General features: G+C 63.1%; 19 protein-coding genes. All 19 read right to left on the bottom strand.

The genetic code is table 11. From position 1 onward, the window contains the following. Positions 1 to 190: 190 nt before the first annotated feature. A complete protein-coding gene (locus K9F62_17490; protein ID UJX40472.1) occupies positions 191 to 916 on the bottom strand; it encodes a hypothetical protein in 726 nt (241 codons plus the stop codon). Then, positions 900 to 2,255 (bottom strand): pyridoxal phosphate-dependent aminotransferase, encoded by a 1,356-nt coding sequence (locus K9F62_17485; GenBank protein ID UJX40471.1) that lies wholly within the window; start codon positions 2,253 to 2,255, stop codon positions 900 to 902. Before K9F62_17485 ends, K9F62_17490 begins: the two co-directional genes overlap by 17 nt. A gap of 530 nt (positions 2,256 to 2,785) precedes the next feature. Beyond that, positions 2,786 to 3,043 (bottom strand): hypothetical protein, encoded by a 258-nt coding sequence (locus K9F62_17480; GenBank protein UJX40470.1) that lies wholly within the window; start codon positions 3,041 to 3,043, stop codon positions 2,786 to 2,788. A 145-nt stretch (positions 3,044 to 3,188) separates the two neighbouring features. Further along, entirely contained in the window at positions 3,189 to 3,689 is a 501-nt protein-coding gene (locus tag K9F62_17475) for a DUF488 family protein (GenBank protein UJX40469.1), read from the bottom strand. Further along, entirely contained in the window at positions 3,686 to 4,276 is a 591-nt protein-coding gene (locus K9F62_17470) for a DNA-3-methyladenine glycosylase I (GenBank protein ID UJX40468.1), read from the bottom strand. Before K9F62_17470 ends, K9F62_17475 begins: the two co-directional genes overlap by 4 nt. Positions 4,277 to 4,278: 2 nt before the next feature. Continuing rightward, positions 4,279 to 5,724 (bottom strand): menaquinone biosynthesis decarboxylase, encoded by a 1,446-nt coding sequence (locus K9F62_17465; GenBank protein UJX40467.1) that lies wholly within the window; start codon positions 5,722 to 5,724, stop codon positions 4,279 to 4,281. Between the two features lie 53 nt (positions 5,725 to 5,777). Then, positions 5,778 to 6,620 carry a hypothetical protein gene (locus K9F62_17460; protein ID UJX40466.1) on the bottom strand — a complete coding sequence of 281 codons (843 nt, stop codon included), beginning with the start codon at positions 6,618 to 6,620 and terminating at the stop codon, positions 5,778 to 5,780. 380 nt (positions 6,621 to 7,000) lie between these two features. Further along, a complete protein-coding gene (locus K9F62_17455; protein ID UJX43238.1) occupies positions 7,001 to 7,420 on the bottom strand; it encodes a hypothetical protein in 420 nt (139 codons plus the stop codon). 111 nt (positions 7,421 to 7,531) lie between these two features. Then, complete coding sequence (locus K9F62_17450; protein ID UJX40465.1) at positions 7,532 to 7,846, bottom strand: hypothetical protein; 315 nt, start codon at positions 7,844 to 7,846, stop codon at positions 7,532 to 7,534. Beyond that, positions 7,847 to 8,551, bottom strand: coding sequence for a flagellar basal body-associated FliL family protein (locus K9F62_17445; GenBank protein ID UJX40464.1), 705 nt, complete (start codon positions 8,549 to 8,551; stop codon positions 7,847 to 7,849). Between the two features lie 149 nt (positions 8,552 to 8,700). Further along, the gene (locus tag K9F62_17440) at positions 8,701 to 9,084 is read right to left on the bottom strand and encodes a chemotaxis response regulator CheY (protein UJX40463.1); all 384 of its coding nucleotides are present in this window, start codon (positions 9,082 to 9,084) and stop codon (positions 8,701 to 8,703) included. 111 nt (positions 9,085 to 9,195) lie between these two features. Next, positions 9,196 to 9,990, bottom strand: a complete 795-nt coding sequence (locus K9F62_17435) for a FliA/WhiG family RNA polymerase sigma factor (GenBank protein UJX40462.1) — start codon at positions 9,988 to 9,990, stop codon at positions 9,196 to 9,198. After that, a complete protein-coding gene (locus K9F62_17430) occupies positions 9,932 to 10,798 on the bottom strand; it encodes a MinD/ParA family protein (protein ID UJX40461.1) in 867 nt (288 codons plus the stop codon). The genes K9F62_17435 and K9F62_17430 overlap by 59 nt, the downstream gene beginning before the upstream one ends. Before the next feature lie 9 nt (positions 10,799 to 10,807). Beyond that, positions 10,808 to 11,941 carry a flagellar biosynthesis protein FlhF gene (locus K9F62_17425; GenBank protein ID UJX40460.1) on the bottom strand — a complete coding sequence of 378 codons (1,134 nt, stop codon included), beginning with the start codon at positions 11,939 to 11,941 and terminating at the stop codon, positions 10,808 to 10,810. Beyond that, positions 11,931 to 14,033, bottom strand: a complete 2,103-nt coding sequence (flhA, locus tag K9F62_17420; protein ID UJX40459.1) for a flagellar biosynthesis protein FlhA — start codon at positions 14,031 to 14,033, stop codon at positions 11,931 to 11,933. The genes K9F62_17425 and flhA overlap by 11 nt, the downstream gene beginning before the upstream one ends. Before the next feature lie 32 nt (positions 14,034 to 14,065). Continuing rightward, positions 14,066 to 15,139 (bottom strand): flagellar type III secretion system protein FlhB, encoded by a 1,074-nt coding sequence (locus K9F62_17415; GenBank protein UJX40458.1) that lies wholly within the window; start codon positions 15,137 to 15,139, stop codon positions 14,066 to 14,068. 15 nt (positions 15,140 to 15,154) lie between these two features. Next, complete coding sequence (gene fliR / locus K9F62_17410) at positions 15,155 to 15,934, bottom strand: flagellar biosynthetic protein FliR (GenBank protein ID UJX40457.1); 780 nt, start codon at positions 15,932 to 15,934, stop codon at positions 15,155 to 15,157. A 33-nt stretch (positions 15,935 to 15,967) separates the two neighbouring features. After that, on the bottom strand, positions 15,968 to 16,864 hold the full coding sequence (locus K9F62_17405) for a M23 family metallopeptidase (GenBank protein ID UJX40456.1): 897 nt from the start codon (positions 16,862 to 16,864) through the stop codon (positions 15,968 to 15,970). 17 nt (positions 16,865 to 16,881) lie between these two features. Continuing rightward, complete coding sequence (locus K9F62_17400) at positions 16,882 to 17,649, bottom strand: tRNA 2-thiocytidine biosynthesis TtcA family protein (protein ID UJX40455.1); 768 nt, start codon at positions 17,647 to 17,649, stop codon at positions 16,882 to 16,884. Positions 17,650 to 17,653 lie beyond the last annotated feature (4 nt).

Below are 17,653 nucleotides of genomic sequence, written 5' to 3'. Positions count from 1 at the left end.
GTACGGGCAGCGACGTCTGGTTGTTTGACAGGCGGTCATTCCTTGCGGGTGACCGCCTGTTTTTGTGTCGAGGGGAAGCTCTCAGAGTATCCGGCAGGAGTTAAAAAAAGAAACTCCGACAAGGCGCATCAGCCGCAGGGGGGTGATATGCAGACCACGGCCCGGGAGATTTCCCACCAGCTGCTGCGGATCAGGCGCGACAGGAATTTTGCGTGGCGTCGCTTTCGCCGACGTAGGCAAGTTCACGCTGCCCGGCATGGGTGATAAAGCCCGATTGGCGCAGCCCGAACCGCTCGACCACCCGTTTCCCGTCCGGCGAAATGACGATCGCGGCCAAGCCCCGTTTGGGAGTCGAGGCCAGATCCCTGGCCAGGACCTTGACCAGCGCCCGGCTCGCATTGGTGCCATGAAACTGTTTCACGATGCCGATGTTGAAGAGATAAAAATAGTTGTGAGCGCCCGTCGATGCCCGCTCCGGCGCGATTTGCGTCCGGCTGGTGATACGCTCGGGAGCATCGCGCATCAGCGAAAAGGTTTCCTTCGCGATGGGATGAAAGCCCGTGTAGCCGACAGGGACACACCGTTCCCGCACCCTGGCCATCCACAACCGAAAACCTTTGGGAAACGTCGCGACAACCGTCTGTAAATGCGCAGAGTCTTCGCGGTCGGCCGCATCGGCGTAACAGGCCCAATCGGCCAGCAGCAGCGCCAACACGAAGCGATTCAGGGACGCCGCATTCCCCTTCGAAGGAAGGGGATGCACCTCGTCCCACGTCACGGAAAAAGCTTCCCCTGCATCGGAGAACCGCATCTCCCGTATTTTCCTGTAGCCGTCCTCACCCTGCAACCAGGAGACAATTTCTTCCCGTGATCGCAGGTCAGGGATATTTGCCAGCGGATCAGAAGCCTTCGGCATTACCTCTCGCGTCCTTTGCGCCCACGGCCTGGCCCCGAAGCATCCGGGTCAGTCCGGCCACGCCGCGTCGCAGCACCTCCATGTCCGGCCCGAAGCTCAGCCGGATGTGGTCCTTGTAGCAGGAATGGGGTCGCCGCCGCCCGGGATTCACGTCGAAAAACGCCCCGGGCACGACAATGACCTTTTCCGCCAGCGCCTTCTCGAAAAAGACCATGGCGTCGCGAAATACCTCGGGCAGCCCCTTGAGGCTGGCCCAGACGTAAAAGCCTCCGGCCGGCTCGGCCTCGATCTCGAATCCCAGACGGAGAAGCTCCCCCACAAGGTAGTCCCGCTTGTGGCCGAACTCCGCCTTGATGGCCGCGATTTCCCGTTCGGCCACTTCCGGGGAAAGCAACTCCATGGCCGCGCGTTGCAGCGGATGGTTCGCGCCGCCGTCCAGAAACGACCCGGCGCTGGCCACGGCCTCGATGACCGGGCTCGGGCCCACGATCCAGCCGACCCGCCAGCCGGGATAGCGCCAGTTCTTGGTCACGCCGTCCACCACGATCACCGGGTCCTGGTCCACGTCCTCCACGAATGCCGCGGCCGAAACCCGCGCCTCGTCCCGGCCGTAGACATAATGGGAGTAGAACTCGTCCATGATCAGGGCGCAATCGTACGTTCTGGAAAGCTCCACCCACTGCCGCAGTTCGTCCCCGGCCACCAGCCGGCCCGTGGGGTTGGACGGATTGGAGGTGAGGATCGCCCCGAGGCCCCGGCTGACGATTTCGCGCTCCAGCACGGACGGCGCCATGCGGTAGCCGGTTGCGGGATCGAGGAGAATGGGGATCGGGGTAAAGGAGCGAAATACGGCCAGCAGTTCCTCGTAGGCCGTGTAGTCCGGAATGAAATGGCCGAGATTGATGTTGCCGAGCGCCGCGGCCACGCGGGTGAGCGCCGCCCGTCCGCCCGGCGCGATGCAGACGTTGCGCCAGGTGTACTTGGAACGCTTTCCCTGGCGGTGGAAGTGGTTGTAAAATTCGGCCACCTTCATGCGCAGATCCTGCCGGCCGGCGACCGGCGCGTACTCCTGTTCGCAGGGGGCGCACTCGACGCAGGCGATGCGTCGGGGGGCATCGGGCAACCCGGAAGTGGACGGGGCGCCCTGGCCCAGGTTGGCCCACTCCGGATGCTCGGACGTGAAGCCGAGCGCCTGGGCGCGGTGCATGACATGGATGACGCCCGTGCGCGGCACGCTGCGAAAGCCGGGGATGGGACAGGAGTTGCCCGCGCCGGCGGGAAACGACGGCTGGGGCATGGAATCCGGGAGATGGCGGTCGGCGGGCTGGGGCAAATACATGCTATTTTCTCCGTGCTGGATATTCTGGAAGCGAACGGCGTCACGGCCGGCGGCGAAGCACCGCACGTAAAACGGCGGGGCGGCGGGCGGTCGCGACTGCATGGCCAAGGCCAACGAGTTGTTCCGGATCACGAGGATCAGCCGAGCGGGCGCCTGGAAGCGCGGCTCGGCTATCCAGCAACGGCTGCGGCGGCGGATGCGAATGCGGCGGCGTTCCCGTCAAGACGGGAGAGTAAGGCGGAAGTGGGCGGCAGGGATGCGTTCCCCAAGCCGTCGAGCCATACGCTGTCAGGACGACGTCCATAACGGCGCGGACTGGATGGACAGAGCGGGGATGTAAACTTCATGCGTGTAATTGTAGAGAGAGAATGCTGGAAAGGTCAAGTGTCGCGGGAAGTATTTTCAGGCAGGGAAGAGAGTTGTCGGTGGAAACCGCGTCCTGGCGCGCTCTCCACGGCAGTGGCGATTCTTCGGGAGAACCCTCGTTCCACAGGATTTCCCCTCTCGCGCCGTTTCTCCCCTCCCTCCCTTTATTGCGCCTTCCATAAGGTCTGGACGGGCGTGAAGACAGCGTCCAGGGCCTGGCTGACCTCGATGGTCACTTCCTCTTCGCCGCGTCGCACCCGGACATGTTCCTTGGGCGCAAGGCCGGCCTGCCTGGCCGTGTCCGCCCACCTGGCCTCCTCGGAAGCCAGAATATCCTCGAAGCCGGCCTCGGGTTCCTCGGGGCGATAAAAGCTCGACACCGTCACCCATTGCGCTTGCGTCTCCTTGGGGTCCTCGCTCACGTCTTCTTTCCTTTTTCTGTCCGGCGGCCTTCGTCGTGCCTGCCGCGTGTGGGTTTTGACCTTGAACTGTCCAAAAGCGGGCGGGCAAGGCCTGATCGAAATAAAAATCATAACCTTGGTTATGATTAAAATATTAACAATATTGCTATGATATCTCTTGCGTTGGCATCGCTGTCGCACAGGAAACGGCATAATCGGCCCAGGCCGGGGTGTGGGGTTCGAGCCGACCGTCTCCCCGGATATGCACCACCCGGGCACCCCGGGAAAGCAGCGCCGGAGCGATGCGCCAGGCCCGGTGGCAACGCCTGGGGTCCTCCTCGGCGCAGACCAGGGCCAGCCGGTAGGCCTGCCGCCAAGCCGCGATCACCCGGTCGATGCCTCGACAAAACGACACAGCGTCCACCACGGACGTCCCCCGTCCCCCGAGTTCGCGGCCGCAAAAAAGATAGCCCACGCCCCAGGACTTGAGCGACGCCGTCAGAGCGTTCCTGCAAAAATGCGGCAGGTGGCGTGAGTAGGGCTCGGCCCGCACGTCGATAAGCATGTTGACGCCATGGCGGGTGAGCAGGCTCAGGAAGACGGCCCGGTCATGGTTGTCGTGGCCCAGCGTGTAAATCGGCGGGCGGGAAAGCGGTCCCTGGGTCATCGGACGGCTCCGGCCAGTTCCTTGTGGCGGAAACAGCCGGTCAGATGGTCGTTGACGAGGCCTGCCGACTGGAGAAAGGCGTAGACGCAGGTCGGGCCGACAAAGGAAAATCCCCGGGATTTGAGGTCGCGGCTGATCTGTTCGGCCAGGGGCGTGGTGGCGGGGACCTGCCGCAACTCCGAGAAATGGTTGACGATGGGCCGTCCGTCGACAAAGCGCCAGAGGTAGGCGTCAAAGGAGCCGAAGGCCTCCTGGACGGCGAGAAATGCCTGGGCGTTGGCCACCGAGGCCTTGATCTTGGCCTTGTTGCGGATGATGCGGGCATCCTCCGCCAGGGCGGCGAGCTTTGGCGCGTCGTAGTCGGCCACACGCGCCGGGTCGAAACCCTCGTAGGCGGCCCGGTAACCTTCCCGGCGCTTGAGGATGGTCAGCCACGACAGACCGGCCTGAGCGCCTTCGAGGATGAGCAGCTCGAACAGCGCCCGGTCGTCGTGCAGCGGCACGCCCCATTCCGTATCGTGGTAGCGTACGTAGAGGTCGAGATCGCCGCACCATGGGCAGCGGATGATTGCTTTGTCCACGGTCATGGTCACAGCCCCAGTTCGTTCCACAGCGCGTCGATGCGGCCCTTGACCTCCCGGGACATGACCAGCGAATCGGGCCATTCGCGCATATGACCTTCCTCGGGGCCCTTTTTCGTGGCGTCGATGCCGATCTTGCCGCCGTAAAAAGGCGTGGGCGAGGCATGGTCCAGGGCGTCGAGAGGCCCGTCGACGATGATGATGTCGCGCCGGGGATCGACATTGTTGCCGAGCCGCCAGAGCACCTCGGACGTATTTTGCACGTTGACCCCGGCATCGACCACCACGATGATCTTGGTGAACATCATCTGCCCAAGGCCCCAGATGGCGTACATGATCTTGCGCGTCTGGCCGGGATAGCGCTTGTCGATGGAGACGAAACAGAAGTTGTGGAACACGCCTTCAAGCGGCAGGCTCATGTCCACGATTTCCGGAAGCTGCTTTTTTATGAGCGGCAAAAACAGACGTTCGGTGGCCTTGCCCATGTAGCAGTCCTCCATGGGCGGCGGGCCGACGAGGGTCGCCGGATAGACGGCGTCCTTGCGATGGGTGAGCGCCGTGACGTGGAATACGGGATAGTCGTCGGCCAGGGAGTAATAGCCGGTGTGGTCGCCGAACGGCCCCTCGCGGCGGCGTTCGCCCGGGTCCACGTAGCCTTCCAGCACGAACTGGCTCGAGGCCGGCACTTGCAAGTCCACGGTCTTGCACTGGACAAGCTCCACCGGGGCCTGGCGCAGGTAACCGGCGAAGAGAAATTCGTCGATGTCGTCCGGCAGCGGGGCGGTGGCGGCATAGGTGCAGGCCGGGTCCGGGCCGATGGCCACGGCCAGGGGCAGGCGCTCGCCGCGCTTTTCCGCCAGATGGTAGTGGTAGGCCCCGCCCTTGTGGCGGTGCCAGTGCATGCCGGTGGTGTTCTTGTCGAAGACCTGCATGCGGTACATGCCCACGTTGCGCTTGCCGCTTTCCGGGTCCTTGGTGACGACCACGGGCAGGGTGATGAAGGGGCCGGCATCGCCGGGCCAGGTGGTCAGCACCGGCAGGAGGGACAGGTCCACGTCGTCGCCGGTCAAAACGACATCCTGGCAGCGGCCGGAATTGACGGTCTTGGGGAAGATGCCGGCCATCTTGGCCAGCTTGGGCAGCATCTTGAGCTTGTCGATGAGCCCATCCGGTTTTTCCATCTCCAGCACGGCGTCGATGCGGTGTCCCAGGGCGTCGAGGTTGTCGCAATCAAGGGCCAGGTGCATGCGGGGAAACGAGCCGAAGGCATTGGTGACCACCGGAAAGCGTGATCCCTTGGGGTGTTCGAAGTAGAGGGCCGGACCGACGGCCTTGGACACCCGGTCCGTGACCTCGGCGATTTCCAAATACGGGTCCAGTTCGGGCTTTACGCGCCGCAGTTCGCCTTTTTTTTCCAGAAGCCGCAAAAATTCCTGCAAGTCCTTGTACGCCATGGGGAAACGCTCCAGAGGTCGGTGGATTGGGCCGCGCCGGCCGGTCCCCATATTTATACGCGAAGGCGAAGCCCCGTAAAGGGCCGGGAAGTTGCGGCCACGATCCGGGCCAGGAACCCGGCGGCAAGCGGTGCGGGCAGCGCTCCGGCGGACAGGCACGCCGGGGCCAGGACGGCCTTGCCGAAGCGCAGGTCGACCAGCATGGCCATGCAGTCGGCGGCCTCTTGCGGGCGTTCGAGCATGAGCCGGTAGACGGTGCGGGCCGGCGCTTCCCGGGTGGTGGGGTGATGGCTGGCCTCGACGGCGATAGGGCCCAGGTTGGGGAGGTGGCCGAAAAGGCGCAGACGAAATCCCGGGCCGCCTTCCTCCGGGGAAAGACGCGCGGTCAGGGCTTCGGCCTGGGTGAGCCCGGGAAAGACCCAGGGAAGGTAGCGCGGACGCCCCTCGGCGCGGGGTACGAAGGTCCGGGCCAGCCGGAAAAGCTCCTGGACGGCGCTGAAATCCGCGCGCGCGGTGGTATCGCCAGCCAGCCAAGCGTGGAAAAGACGACGCGCGGCGGTCAAGTCCAGCGGCGGGCAGGGCGGCGGCGCAAATCGGGGCAAGTGGCGCTCGAAACGGGTCCGCGCGGCGGCGATGCCGGCAAGGAGCAGGCCCGGCTCCGTGGCGGAACTGGGCGGCGGGGTGATGTCCTTTAAAACCAGTTCCGGCTCGAGGGCCTCGATGCGAAAGGTCAATTCGCGACCGGGCACGGGCTCGTGATCCAGGCTGGCCAGAAGCTTGATGCCGGACACCACCACCCAGAAAAGGCCTCCGGGTCCGGGCGAGAGGAGTCTTCCCTGGACGGTCTGCCCAACCTTGTGTCCGCGCCGGAAAGCCTGTGTGTTGCTGTATGGCATAGTTGTGAACCGGGGGAGGGAACCCCTTTTTGCAAAAAGGGGTTCCCTCCCCCGGACCCCCACCCTCCCCAAAAACTCTTGATGGTGGGGTAATGTCCTTATTTCATGTCTTTTATGCGGCGCTTCGCCGCTGGCGCGGTTGTTGCCGCAATCGCGTCCGGCGTCGAGGCGCGTGAGCGCCTCGTGTCGCCGGGCCGATTGCGGCAACTAACATACGGCGTCCCGCTGTCCGACAATACCAAACCAACCTGACCCGACCACACTCCCACCTCACCATCCCAACCCGGTAAAAGGGGGTCCGGGGGACATCAAGTCCCCCGGCGGGTCCAGGGCAGCGCCCTGGCGGAGAGGTGCAGGAGAGGCAGAGCCTCTCCTGCCTATTACAGCTTTTCCTGGGCCAGGATCAGTTCCACTTCTTCCCGGGACAGGCCGGTGGCCTTGGCCAGGGCCACGGGGGACTGGCCCCGGCGGGAGCCGTTGAGGATGATCTGGCGCAAAAAATCCGGTGACCGGATGCATTCTTCGGCTTTTTTGACCAGCTTCTCCAGTTCACCGCGGCGCTGCTCCAGCTTCTGGTCGAGCTCGGCCAGCTCCGCCTGCCGTTGCCGGAAGCTGCCCACCAGCTCTTGTTCGAGCCTGGCGTTGAAGTCGAGTTTTTTGAGGAGCCCGTCCTGGTTTTTCTGCATCTTGGCCAGCAGATCCTCGGACCGGCGCAGCCGGGAGAAAAAAAGCACCACCAAAAGGAGCAGGGCCAGTTCGCAGACGGTCAGAAAGATGACGAGGGTGGAATAGCCATTCATGAGGCGGATATCCGGGCCGGCGCGGGGAGGCAGGGCGTAAGCGGAACAGGCCATGGACGGCGGCCGCCGCCGACCCCGGGCCTGTGGCGACGTCTCCGGCCGCGCGAGTCCTTATATTTTCAGGTTGATGATCTGGCCGGCAAACGGCGACGTATTGCTGGCCTGGGTTTCCTCGGGCTCCGGCTCGGGGTGGCGACGCGGGCGATGCTGTTGCTCGCCGCCGGCTTGGCGCTGGCGTTCGTCGCCGACGGAATCCATGGCGCTTTGTTCTTCGATGCGCTGGGGCTGCTTGCGTTGCTCGGCCAGGGCCTGCTGGGCCAGCACCTGCGCGGAGGCCAGGGCGGCGTCCGGCTGGACCAATTCGGCATGGGCCACGTTTTGCACGTAGGGCATGGCCTGGAAGATTGTGGTCAAATCGATGGACATCTACTTCACCAGGTAATCCTCGATAAGCAGGTTATCCAACGGTTGAGCTCCGATAAACTGGTTTATGACCGACAGCACGTCTTTTTTCAGGACATCGGCATTGTTCTTATCGGTCAAAAACTCCAATTTCTTATTCTTCAGATAATAATACACGGCGTCGCGCAGGACAATGATGTTGCGCTTGAATTCCAGCTCCACGGCTTTTTCCTGGGTCACGGCCGTGAAGCGGATGGTGAGAAATCGCGTGCGGCCCTGGGAGTCGGTCAACTCCACGAGGAAGGGTTCCATGGGTATGACGATTTCCTGCTTGGGCGCGGGCGGTTCCGGCGGCGTGGGCACCGGTTCCGGGGGCGGCGGGGCCTGCTCGACCGGCGGCGTCTCCTCGACCGGAGCCGGGGGCGGCGCGGGCTTTTTGTGCAGCAGAAAAAAGACGGCCGCGCCGATGACGAGCAGCAGCACCGGCGCGACGATCAAAATGAGCTTTTTTTTGCGGGAAGGCTTTTTCTCTTCGGCCTCGATCGGGAACGGCGTCGATTCCTCGGCTTGGCCTTCCTCGGCGGCGGGGGCCTCTTCCTCGTCTTCGAGAAAGGGCGCATCGTCGAGGTCGAGGTCGACCTTTTGCAGCGCCTTGGGGAGGTCGTCGGACAGCTCGCTGTCGTCGAGCTTGGCCTTGACCTGGGACTCGAGACCGTCGTCGACAGCCATGGATGCCTCGTGGCGTATGCCGCTTCGCGTCGCGAGGACAGGGCGTTGGGCCGCAACGCAGCAGACCGTCCCGTGAAGGGCCCTGGCGGCTGCGCCTGTCCCTCACCCCACACACATGGCGCGTGGGCCTAAGCCTGACGGCAAGCGGATTACTTTTCGAAAATCTTGTCTATCTTCTGGCCGAGGGTCTCCGCCGTGAAGGGTTTGACAATGTAATTGGAGACCTTGGCCTGGACGGCTTCGATGATGTTTTCCTGCTGGGCTTCGGCCGTGACCATGAGGAACGGCGTATCGACGAATTCCTCGCTGGAACGCACCTTGCGCAGCAGTTCGATGCCCGGCATCTTGGGCATGTTCCAATCGGAGATGATAAAATCGACCTTGTCTTTATTGAGGGTTTCCCAGGCGGTGCTGCCGTCGTCGGCCTCGATGATGTTGTTGAAACCCAACTGCCTGAGAATATTCTTTATGATGCGGCGCATGGTGGAAAAATCGTCGACGACCAGGATGCGCATTTCCTTGTTGGCGGCCATGGCTTTTCTCCTGTGCTTGCAAATGCCCGTCAGTCGCCCGACGCGGGGCGACGCGCGGCATGGCGGTTTTTCTTTTTTGCCGGGGTAAACCGGCCTCGGGCCATACCGGCGTCAGTGCTGCTCGATATTGAATTGGGCCTTGAACTTTTGACGAAGCCTGGCCAGAGCCTGGGAGTGCAGTTGCGATACGCGCCCCTCGGTGATGCCCATGACCTCGGAAGTCTCCCGCATGTTCAATTCCTCGCCGTAATAAAGCGACAATACCAGCTTTTCCCGGGGAGTCAAATCATCGATCAGGGACGCAAGCTTGTCGACGAGCTCCCTGAACTCGGCCGATTTGTAGGGCTCGTTTTCCAGCTGGTTCTTCTGGTAGGAGGAGATATTTTCGGTGATGGCGTCGAGGCTCAGGCACAGCTGGTTTTGCAGCGCCTCGAGGCCCTGGGTCACCTCGCGTTCGGAAAGCCCCGTGGCCTCGGCCAGCTGTTCGACGGAAGGGGTGCGGCCGGAGTCGCTTTCGATGCGCCGCGTCGCCTCCTCCAGGGTGCGCACCCGGTGGCGCTGGCCCCTGGAAAACCAGTCCATGCGCCGCAGGTCGTCGAGCATGGCCCCCTTGATGCGGGATTCGGCATAGGTCTCGAACTTGATGCCCAGTTCCGGCCGGAATCTGCCCAGCGCCTCGATCAGCCCCATGGCCCCGGCGCTTAGAAGCTCGCCCAGCTCCACGGACTGCGGCAGCTTGGCCTTGAGCCGCGTGGCCACGATTTTGATCTTGGGCGAGTAGTGGCGCACGATCTCCTGGCGATCGCGCGCATCGAAATCGTCCCACCGTTTCGCCCCGGATTCGAGGTCAAGCCAGGGGCTGTTCCTGGAAGAGGAGTTTTTTCCAGAAGAATTTGATGTTTCCATCGAGCTTGGCGTCCACGTCCCAGGAATCGATCGTTTGGGCCAGCTCTTGAAGCTTTTTGCTGGCCGGAGCCTCCGGCGTCAGGTGGCAGAACGGTTTTTGGCGGATCACCGCGTTTTTCACTGCCGGGTCGCTCGGCACAATCCCCGTGAAATCCAGGGAGATGCCCGAGAGAAAATGGTCGCAGGCCGTGGACAACTTTTCGTACACGGCCTTGGCCGCCTTGAGACTCGGGGCCATGTTCACCAGGACGCGGAAGCGGTGCACGTCGTGATGCAGGTGCATGACCTTTATAAGCGCATACGCGTCGGTGAGCGACGTGGGCTCGGTGGTCAGCACAAGCAGCCGTTCCCGCGCGGCCAAGTTGAAATAAATGACATTGTCATTGATTCCGGCCCCGGTGTCCACTAGCAAATAATTGATGCGGCCTTCAAGGTAATCCATGGCTTCCAGCAGGTCGAGCTTTTGGCCGGTGGAAAGGGCCAGCATCTCGCTGACGCCCGAGGAGGCGGGCAGGATGGAAAACCCGAACGGCGTTTCCATCAGCACTTGCCGCAGATCCACACCCTCGTGAAAGAGATGGAACAGGTTCATCTTGGGGGTGAGCCCAAGCAGGATATCGACGTTGGCCAGCCCCAGGTCGGCGTCGAGCAGCACGACCTTGCGTCCCATCTTGGACAGACAATAGGCCAGATTGACCGAAATATTGGTTTTGCCGACGCCGCCCTTGCCCGAGGTGACGGAGATCACCCGGGGGATGTCCGTCCCGTGGGAGGCGCTTGGCGGCAGTTCGGATGTGCGGCTAGCCATGCAGGGTCCTTAAACGCCGGCGGCGGCATCGGAATACTCGCCGGGCAACTGGTGTTTGAAAAGCAGTTTCCACACGGCCTTGCCCGAGGCCGGCGTCATGCCCTGGGTCAGTTCCGGTCCGTGGGCCAGGGCCGAAACGGGCAGGGACGCGGCATGCGCCATATTGACAAGGCAACCATAATTACAGGCTTCGTCGAGCTTCGTCCAGATGATGCTCGAAAGTGGGGCACAGGCGTAGACGCGCAGAAAATGCGCCGCCTGCGCCGGGGCGTAAAGCGGCGACAGGACCAGATGGGCGCACAGGTCCGTCCGGTCGGCGAGGCCCATCTCCCGGCACCAGCCAGCCATGGCCCCTTCGCCGCGAAGGCTCGGCGTATCCACGAACACCGCGTCCCCGGGCTGGGCCTCGTCCAGAAGGCGGCGGAACCCCTCGGGGCCGTCGGCCTCGGCGTAGGTCAGGCCCGACAGTTCGGCATAGTGGCGCAAAAGGAGCCTTCCCTTGCCGCGATCGCCGTCGGCGTTGACCACAATCACCCGCCGACCGGGCTCTCCCCGCCGCACGGCCAGGGCCTGGCGCACAAGGGCGGTGGTCTTGCCCACGCCGCTTGGCCCGACGAACATGTGGGCGGTTTGCGGCCACTGGTCGACCGTCAGGGGTTTGACGCGCACCATCCGGGACAGGGCCGGAATGACCTTGTCCTCGCCGCCATCGACGATGGAGCGGTAAAGCGCCAGGATCGAGGCCTCGTCCACGCCTTCCCGTTCGAGATATTCCAGGGCCAGGCGCTGGCGTGGGGCCAGGACGCCGAAATCCATGCGCGGCCGCAGAAGCGCCAGCATGTGCCCCTTGATTTCGTCCCATTCCCGGGTCCAGTCCGCCGGCCCGGGGGAGGGGGACGCGGCGGTCGTGGCCTGGCGCGCCGGGCCGGCGGCGCGTTCCCGGGCGGGTGTGGGGGCCGCCGGCTTTTGGGGCGTTGCCAAGGGCTTTTCCGGCTGTTCCAGGGCGGCCATGACCTCGCAAAGGCAGTGTCCGTCCTCGCGCACGGTCTGGTTGCCCAAAATGACGGCCTCGGATCCGAGTTCCTGGCGCACCTGGGAGAGCACGGCCGCCATGCTTTCGCCGCGAAAGGTCTTAACCCGCATTGGTCAGTCCTATGTTGCCGACGGATTGCAGCTTGATCTCGGCGGGGATCTCGGCTTGCGAGATCACCGGCAGGTTGGGGATGAACCTCGAGAGGAGCTGGGAAAGGTGCGGCCGCACCAGCGGCGTGGTCAAAAGCACAGGCTGGCCCTCGGTCAGCATGGCCTTGTCCATGGACTTCTGGATGGCCTGGATGATGCGCTGGGCGAGCCCCGGCTCCATGGCCAGATAGGCGCCGTGATCGGTCTGGCGGACGCTTTCCTGGATGGCCCCCTCGACCTTGGGCGCGAGGTTCAAGATGGGCAGCGCGCCTTCGCTCGTGAGGTAGGGCTTGACGATGGTGCGGCCCATGCGCGAGCGCACGTATTCGGTGAGCTGGTCGGGATCTTTGACCGAGCTTCCGTAGTCGGCCATGGTTTCGACCACGGTCAGGATGTCGCGGATGGACACGTTTTCCTTGACCAGGTTTTGCAGCACCTTCTGGACGCCGCCGAGATTCATGGTCCCGGGCACCAGGTCCTCCACGGCCTTGGGCGCGCGCTTGGCCAGGTTGTCGAGGAGGGTCTGCACTTCCTGGCGGCCCAGGAATTCGTGCAGGTGGCGCTTGAAGACCTCGGTCAAATGGGTGGCGATGACCGTGGCCGGGTCGACGACGGTGTAGCCGGCCAGCATGGCCTCTTCCTTTTGCAGTTCCGGCACCCACAGCGCGGGCAGGTTGAAGGCCGGCTCGCGCGTTTCCACGCCCTTGATGCGGTGTTTGGCGTCGCCCGGGTCCATGGCCAGGTAATGGTCGATGAGGATTTCGGCCGAAGCCACCTCGTTGCCCTTTATGAGCACCACGTACTGGCCGGGGCGCAATTGCAGGTTGTCGCGCAGGTGCAGCGAGGGGACGACCACGCCCATGTCCAGGGCGAACTGGCGACGGATGGAGCGGATGCGCGTCAGCAGGTTGCCGTTTTGCTCCTCGTCGACCAGCGGTATGAGCCCGTAGCCCACTTCCAGTTCCAGGGCGTCGAGAGGCAGCAGCGTTTGGACCTCTTCGGGCGTTTCCAGTTCCGGGGCCGGCTTTTTCTCATGCTGTTCGGCCTCGGCCTTGAGCATCTCCTGTTGCTTTCCGGACAGGCGGGCCACGACGAAGAGCAGAATCGACATGATGAGGAAGGGAAGCGTGGGCAGGCCCGGGACGATGGCGAATAAAAGCAGGATGCCCGAGACCATGCGCAGGGCCCGGGGATGGAAGGTGAGCTGGGCCAGGAATTCCTCGCCCATCTTGGCTTCGGCCGCGGCCCGGGACACGATCAGGCCGGCGGAGGTGGAAATGATGATGGACGGGATGATGGAGACCAGGCCGTCACCGATGGTGAGCAGGGTATAGGTCTGGGCGGCGTCCTTCCAGTCCATGCCCTTTTGCATGACGCCGATGAGGAAGCCGCCGCAAATGTTGATCGCCGTGATGATGATTGTCGCGGTCACGTCTCCGGAAACGAACTTGCCCGCGCCGTCCATGGCGCCGTAGAAGTCGGCCTCCTTGCGGATGGCTTCGCGGCGATCCGTGGCCTGTTTTTCGTTGATGATCCCGGCGTTCAAGTCCGCCTCGATGGCCATCTGCTTGCCCGGCATGGCGTCCAGGGTGAAGCGGGCGGCCACCTCGGCGATACGGGTGGTGCCGGAGACGATGACCTTCTTGTTGATGGCGAAGAGGACCAGGAAGATGACGCAGCCGACGATGTAGTTGCCGCCTACCACGAACTGGCCGAAAGCCTGGATGACGTGGCCGGCGGCCGAGGGGCCCTCGTCGCCGTGGAGCAGGATCAGGCGCGTTGAGGCCACGTTCATGGACAGGCGCAGCATGGTGGTGACCAGAAGCAGGGACGGGTAGATGGAGAATTCCAGCGGCGAGCCCATGAACATGCTGGTGATGAGCACCACCAGGCTGATCGAGATGGAAAAGGTGAGCATCAGGTCGATGAACGCCGGCGGAACGGGCACCAACATGACGAACAGGATCAACACCACGCCACCGGCCAGCATGAGGTCGCCCTGCTTGGTGAAGCGCTCGTAATTGAATTTGACCGGTTCGGCTATCTTCGCCATGTTTTTGACGCCTTTGCCCCGGCCTTGGCCGATCAGCGGATGCGGCCGGGACGCTTGAACTTGTCGAGCTGAGCCAGGATCGAGGCCACTGCCTGGTAGAGGTCCTCGGGGATGGTCTGGCCAATTTCCACATTCTTATACAAAGCCTGTGCCAGGGGCTTGTTCTCCCGGATGGGGATGTGGTTTTCCCGGGCCACTTCCTTGATCTTTTCGGCCAGATGATCGGCGCCCTTGGCCAGAAGCAGCGGGGCCGGGGACTCCTTGGGGTCGTAGCGCAGGGCGCAGGCAAGGTGGGTCGGGTTGGTAATGACCACGTCGGCCTTTGGAACATCCTGGAGCATGCGGCGCTGCATGACTTCCATCATCTTGCGCTTCTGTTGTTGCTTGATGGCCGGGTCGCCGAGGGACTGCTTGGTTTCGTCCTTGATCTCGTCCTTGGTCATCTTGAGGTTTTCTTCGTAGTCCCAGCGGGTGTACCAGACGTCGAGAACGGCGATGAGGACCATGGGGGCCAGGGTGTAGAGCACCATGGTGAAGCCGTTTTGCAGCAGAAAAACCGTCAGGGTATGGGGCGTCTGGTAGAAAAGCGGTAAAAATTCGTTGAATTTGTTTTTGAGGATCAGATAGGGCGCAACGGCGATGGCCGCGGCCATGCCCACCTGCTTGCCGAGCTGCACAAGGGTCCTTGGATTTATGAGGAGCTTTTGCAGCGCGCCCATGGGATTGAAGAGGTTGCTGAAATCCGGCTCGAACAGCTTCGAGTGCCAAATGGAGCCGACCTGCATTCGCTGGGTGACGAAGGCGATGACGGCGATGACCAGAAAAAGGGGCAGCAGCATCATGGCCAGCTTGCCGGAGAGCATCCAGAGCAGGGCGTAGACCGCATCGGGGGTGGCTTCGAACCGGAGGCGCTGGCCCAAGAAAAAGGCGAACACCTCCTGGAGCTCGTCGCCCAGAGAGCTGATCGTCAAACGGATGACAAAGAGTCCCGTGAAAAGCACGGTGAGCTTGGGCAGTTCCTGACTGCGGGGGACCGACCCCTTTTCGCGGGCCTTGTCGCGCCGTTTCGGGGTGGCTTGTTCTGTTTTGCTCGGATCTTTGGCCATGGCGGAAAAGGCGGCTTATCCCGACGCCTTGAGCATGAGCGCGTACATCGGGCCGATCTCGGCGATATAGCGCCCGACGTACAGCGCCAGCGCGCCGAAGACCAGGGTCATAAAGAGAAAGCCCACGCCGATTTTGAGCGGAAAGCCGATGAAAAGCACGTTCATCTGGGGCGCGGCCCGGGCCACCAAGGCCAGGGCCAGGTCCACCAGGAAGATCGAGGCCATGATCGGGGCCGCGATTTTAAGCGCCATGACGAACATCTGCCCGGAAAAGGTGATGAGATGTTCGCCCAGGGCCGGGCTTATGAAAAGCCCACCCGGCGGCACCAGCTTGAAGCTCTGGGCCAGCCCGCCGAGCAGGACCAGATGGCCGTTTAAGCTCAAAAAAAGCATGGTGGTCACCTGGCTCATCAGGTGCCCAAGGCCCGACTCCGACGCGCCGGTCATGGGGTCCATGCTGTTCATGAGCGAAAAGCCCATGGAAAAGCCCATGATGGAGCCGGCGCATTGCACGGCCGAGAAAAGGAACAGGACCAGGATGTTGAGCAAAAGCCCCATGACCACCTCGCCAAGGAGCATCAGCGACAGCGACCAGACGTTGCCCGGCATCATGGTCCCCGGAAAGGACAGCATGGGAAAGACGGCCAGGGTCAGCATCAGGCAAAACGCCGCCTTGACCATATTGGGCAGGAAGTTGGCCCCGAAAAAAGGCAGCAGAAACACCACCAAGCTTATGCGCATGAGCGTCAGCACGAAACTGAAAACGGTGGCGGGCTCGAATTGGAACAGATTCATGCCGTGCGGCAAGCAAAACCCGGGCCAGGGCGCCTATTCCAGGATGTAGCGCATGGGGTCCACGGGCACGCCGCCCAGGCGCGTCTCGTAGTGCAGATGGGGGCCCGTGGACTGGCCGAGATCGCCCACATGGCCGATCAACTGGCCCCGCTTGACGGTCTGGCCGGCGGCCACTTCCGCGTCGCGCAGATGGCTGTAGGAGGTGGTCAGCCCCCCGCCGTGGTCGACGGTCACGGCGAATCCCCCGTCGTCGGCCTCGCCGGCGAAGGTCACCGTCCCGTCGGCCGGGGCCACCACCGGTGTGCCTATGGGGGCGGAGATATCCAGGCCCTTGTGCAGTTCCTTCTTGCCGGTAAAAGGCGAAACCCGCTCGCCAAAGGGCGAGGAGATCCAGCCGGTCACCGGCCAGGACATGGGCATGGAGGCGGGCAGGCTTCCCTCCTGCGACAGGGCGTCGAACAGTTCCCGCTGGCGCGCGCGCTCCAGGGAGGCGGTCTCGCGCAGGCGGCCGAGAAATTCATGGAGCTTGCGGGTGAGCATTTCCTGGCGGTACAGCGGCAGGTATTTTTTCTCGAAATCCTTGTCCCCGGCCCCATCCGAGGAGACGTCGCGGGGCTCCTTGTCCAGGCCGACCATCAGGCGCAGCTTGGCGTCGAAGCCACGCAGTCTGGTGAGGTCCGCCTCCAGTGTCTTGACTTTTTCAGACAAGGCCAGAAGCTGGCTGGTCTGCTCCGTGGCCTGCTTTTCCTTGGCGGTCACGTCGCGTTCCATCTGTTTATAATTATAAAAATATTTTACGAGAAAGACGTTGCCGGCCACAAGCACGGCGGCCAGAATGAGGATGGCGGCGAAAAGCCAGCCCCGCAGGCGCAGCTTGCGGCACACGCCGTGCTGGTCCCGGAAAACGACGATATGGTAGTTTTTAAACATGACGGCTGGGAAGGCGGCTAACGGGGCGTTGCGTCCTTGTCAAGCTGCCAGCGGCCCAGGGCATGCTCCAGGTTGACGGCGCGTTTCTTGTCGCCGGCGCAGATGCCGGCGACCCACCCCTCGGCCTCGTGGCGCATGGACTTGCCGGCCATGGGGCAGGGATTGGCGAAAACCGGCAGTTCCCAGGCCTTGGCCGCCCGGATGATGGTCTTTTTGTCGATCAGAAGCAGCGGACGTATGACCGTCAGCCGTCCCTCGAAAAAGGATTCCCGGCAGGACAGGCCGTCCACGCGGCCGTTTTGGAACATATTGAGGAAAAAGGTGGCCGCCAGGTCGTCGGCGTTGTGGCCGAAGGCGAGATGGGTGAGCCCGTAGGCCGCGCACAGGTCAAAGAGCCGCTTGCGGCGCAGCCAGGCGCAATAAAAGCAGGGAGAGTTCTTTTTGTTCTCCTCGGAAAAGGCCCGGGGCCCGAAGTCCGTGACCTCGATATGGGCGGCCAAACCCATGTCCGCCGCCAGATCAAGCAGCGGCAGATGGTTTTCCCTGTCGAACCCAGGGTTTAAATGGAGCAGCATGAGTTCCACGGGAAAGGGCACGATGCGGCGGCGGATACCCAGCACGGCCAGCATGACCAGGCTGTCCACGCCGCCGGAAACAGCCACACCGACCCGGGCCCTCGGCGTCAGCTGGCCGGTGTGCATCATGAGCTTGCCGGCCTTGGCCACGCAGGTCCGCTGGGCATAGCCCAGGTCCCGGGTTCGCAGGAACTTTGTCGCGCCCGTCATGAAT

This window comes from Desulfovibrio sp. JY, assembly GCA_021730285.1.
In the GTDB taxonomy this organism is placed as follows: Bacteria; Desulfobacterota; Desulfovibrionia; order Desulfovibrionales; family Desulfovibrionaceae; genus Solidesulfovibrio.
Note: the sequence above shows the minus strand (reverse complement) of the source record. Positions and strands in the feature narration are given on the sequence as shown.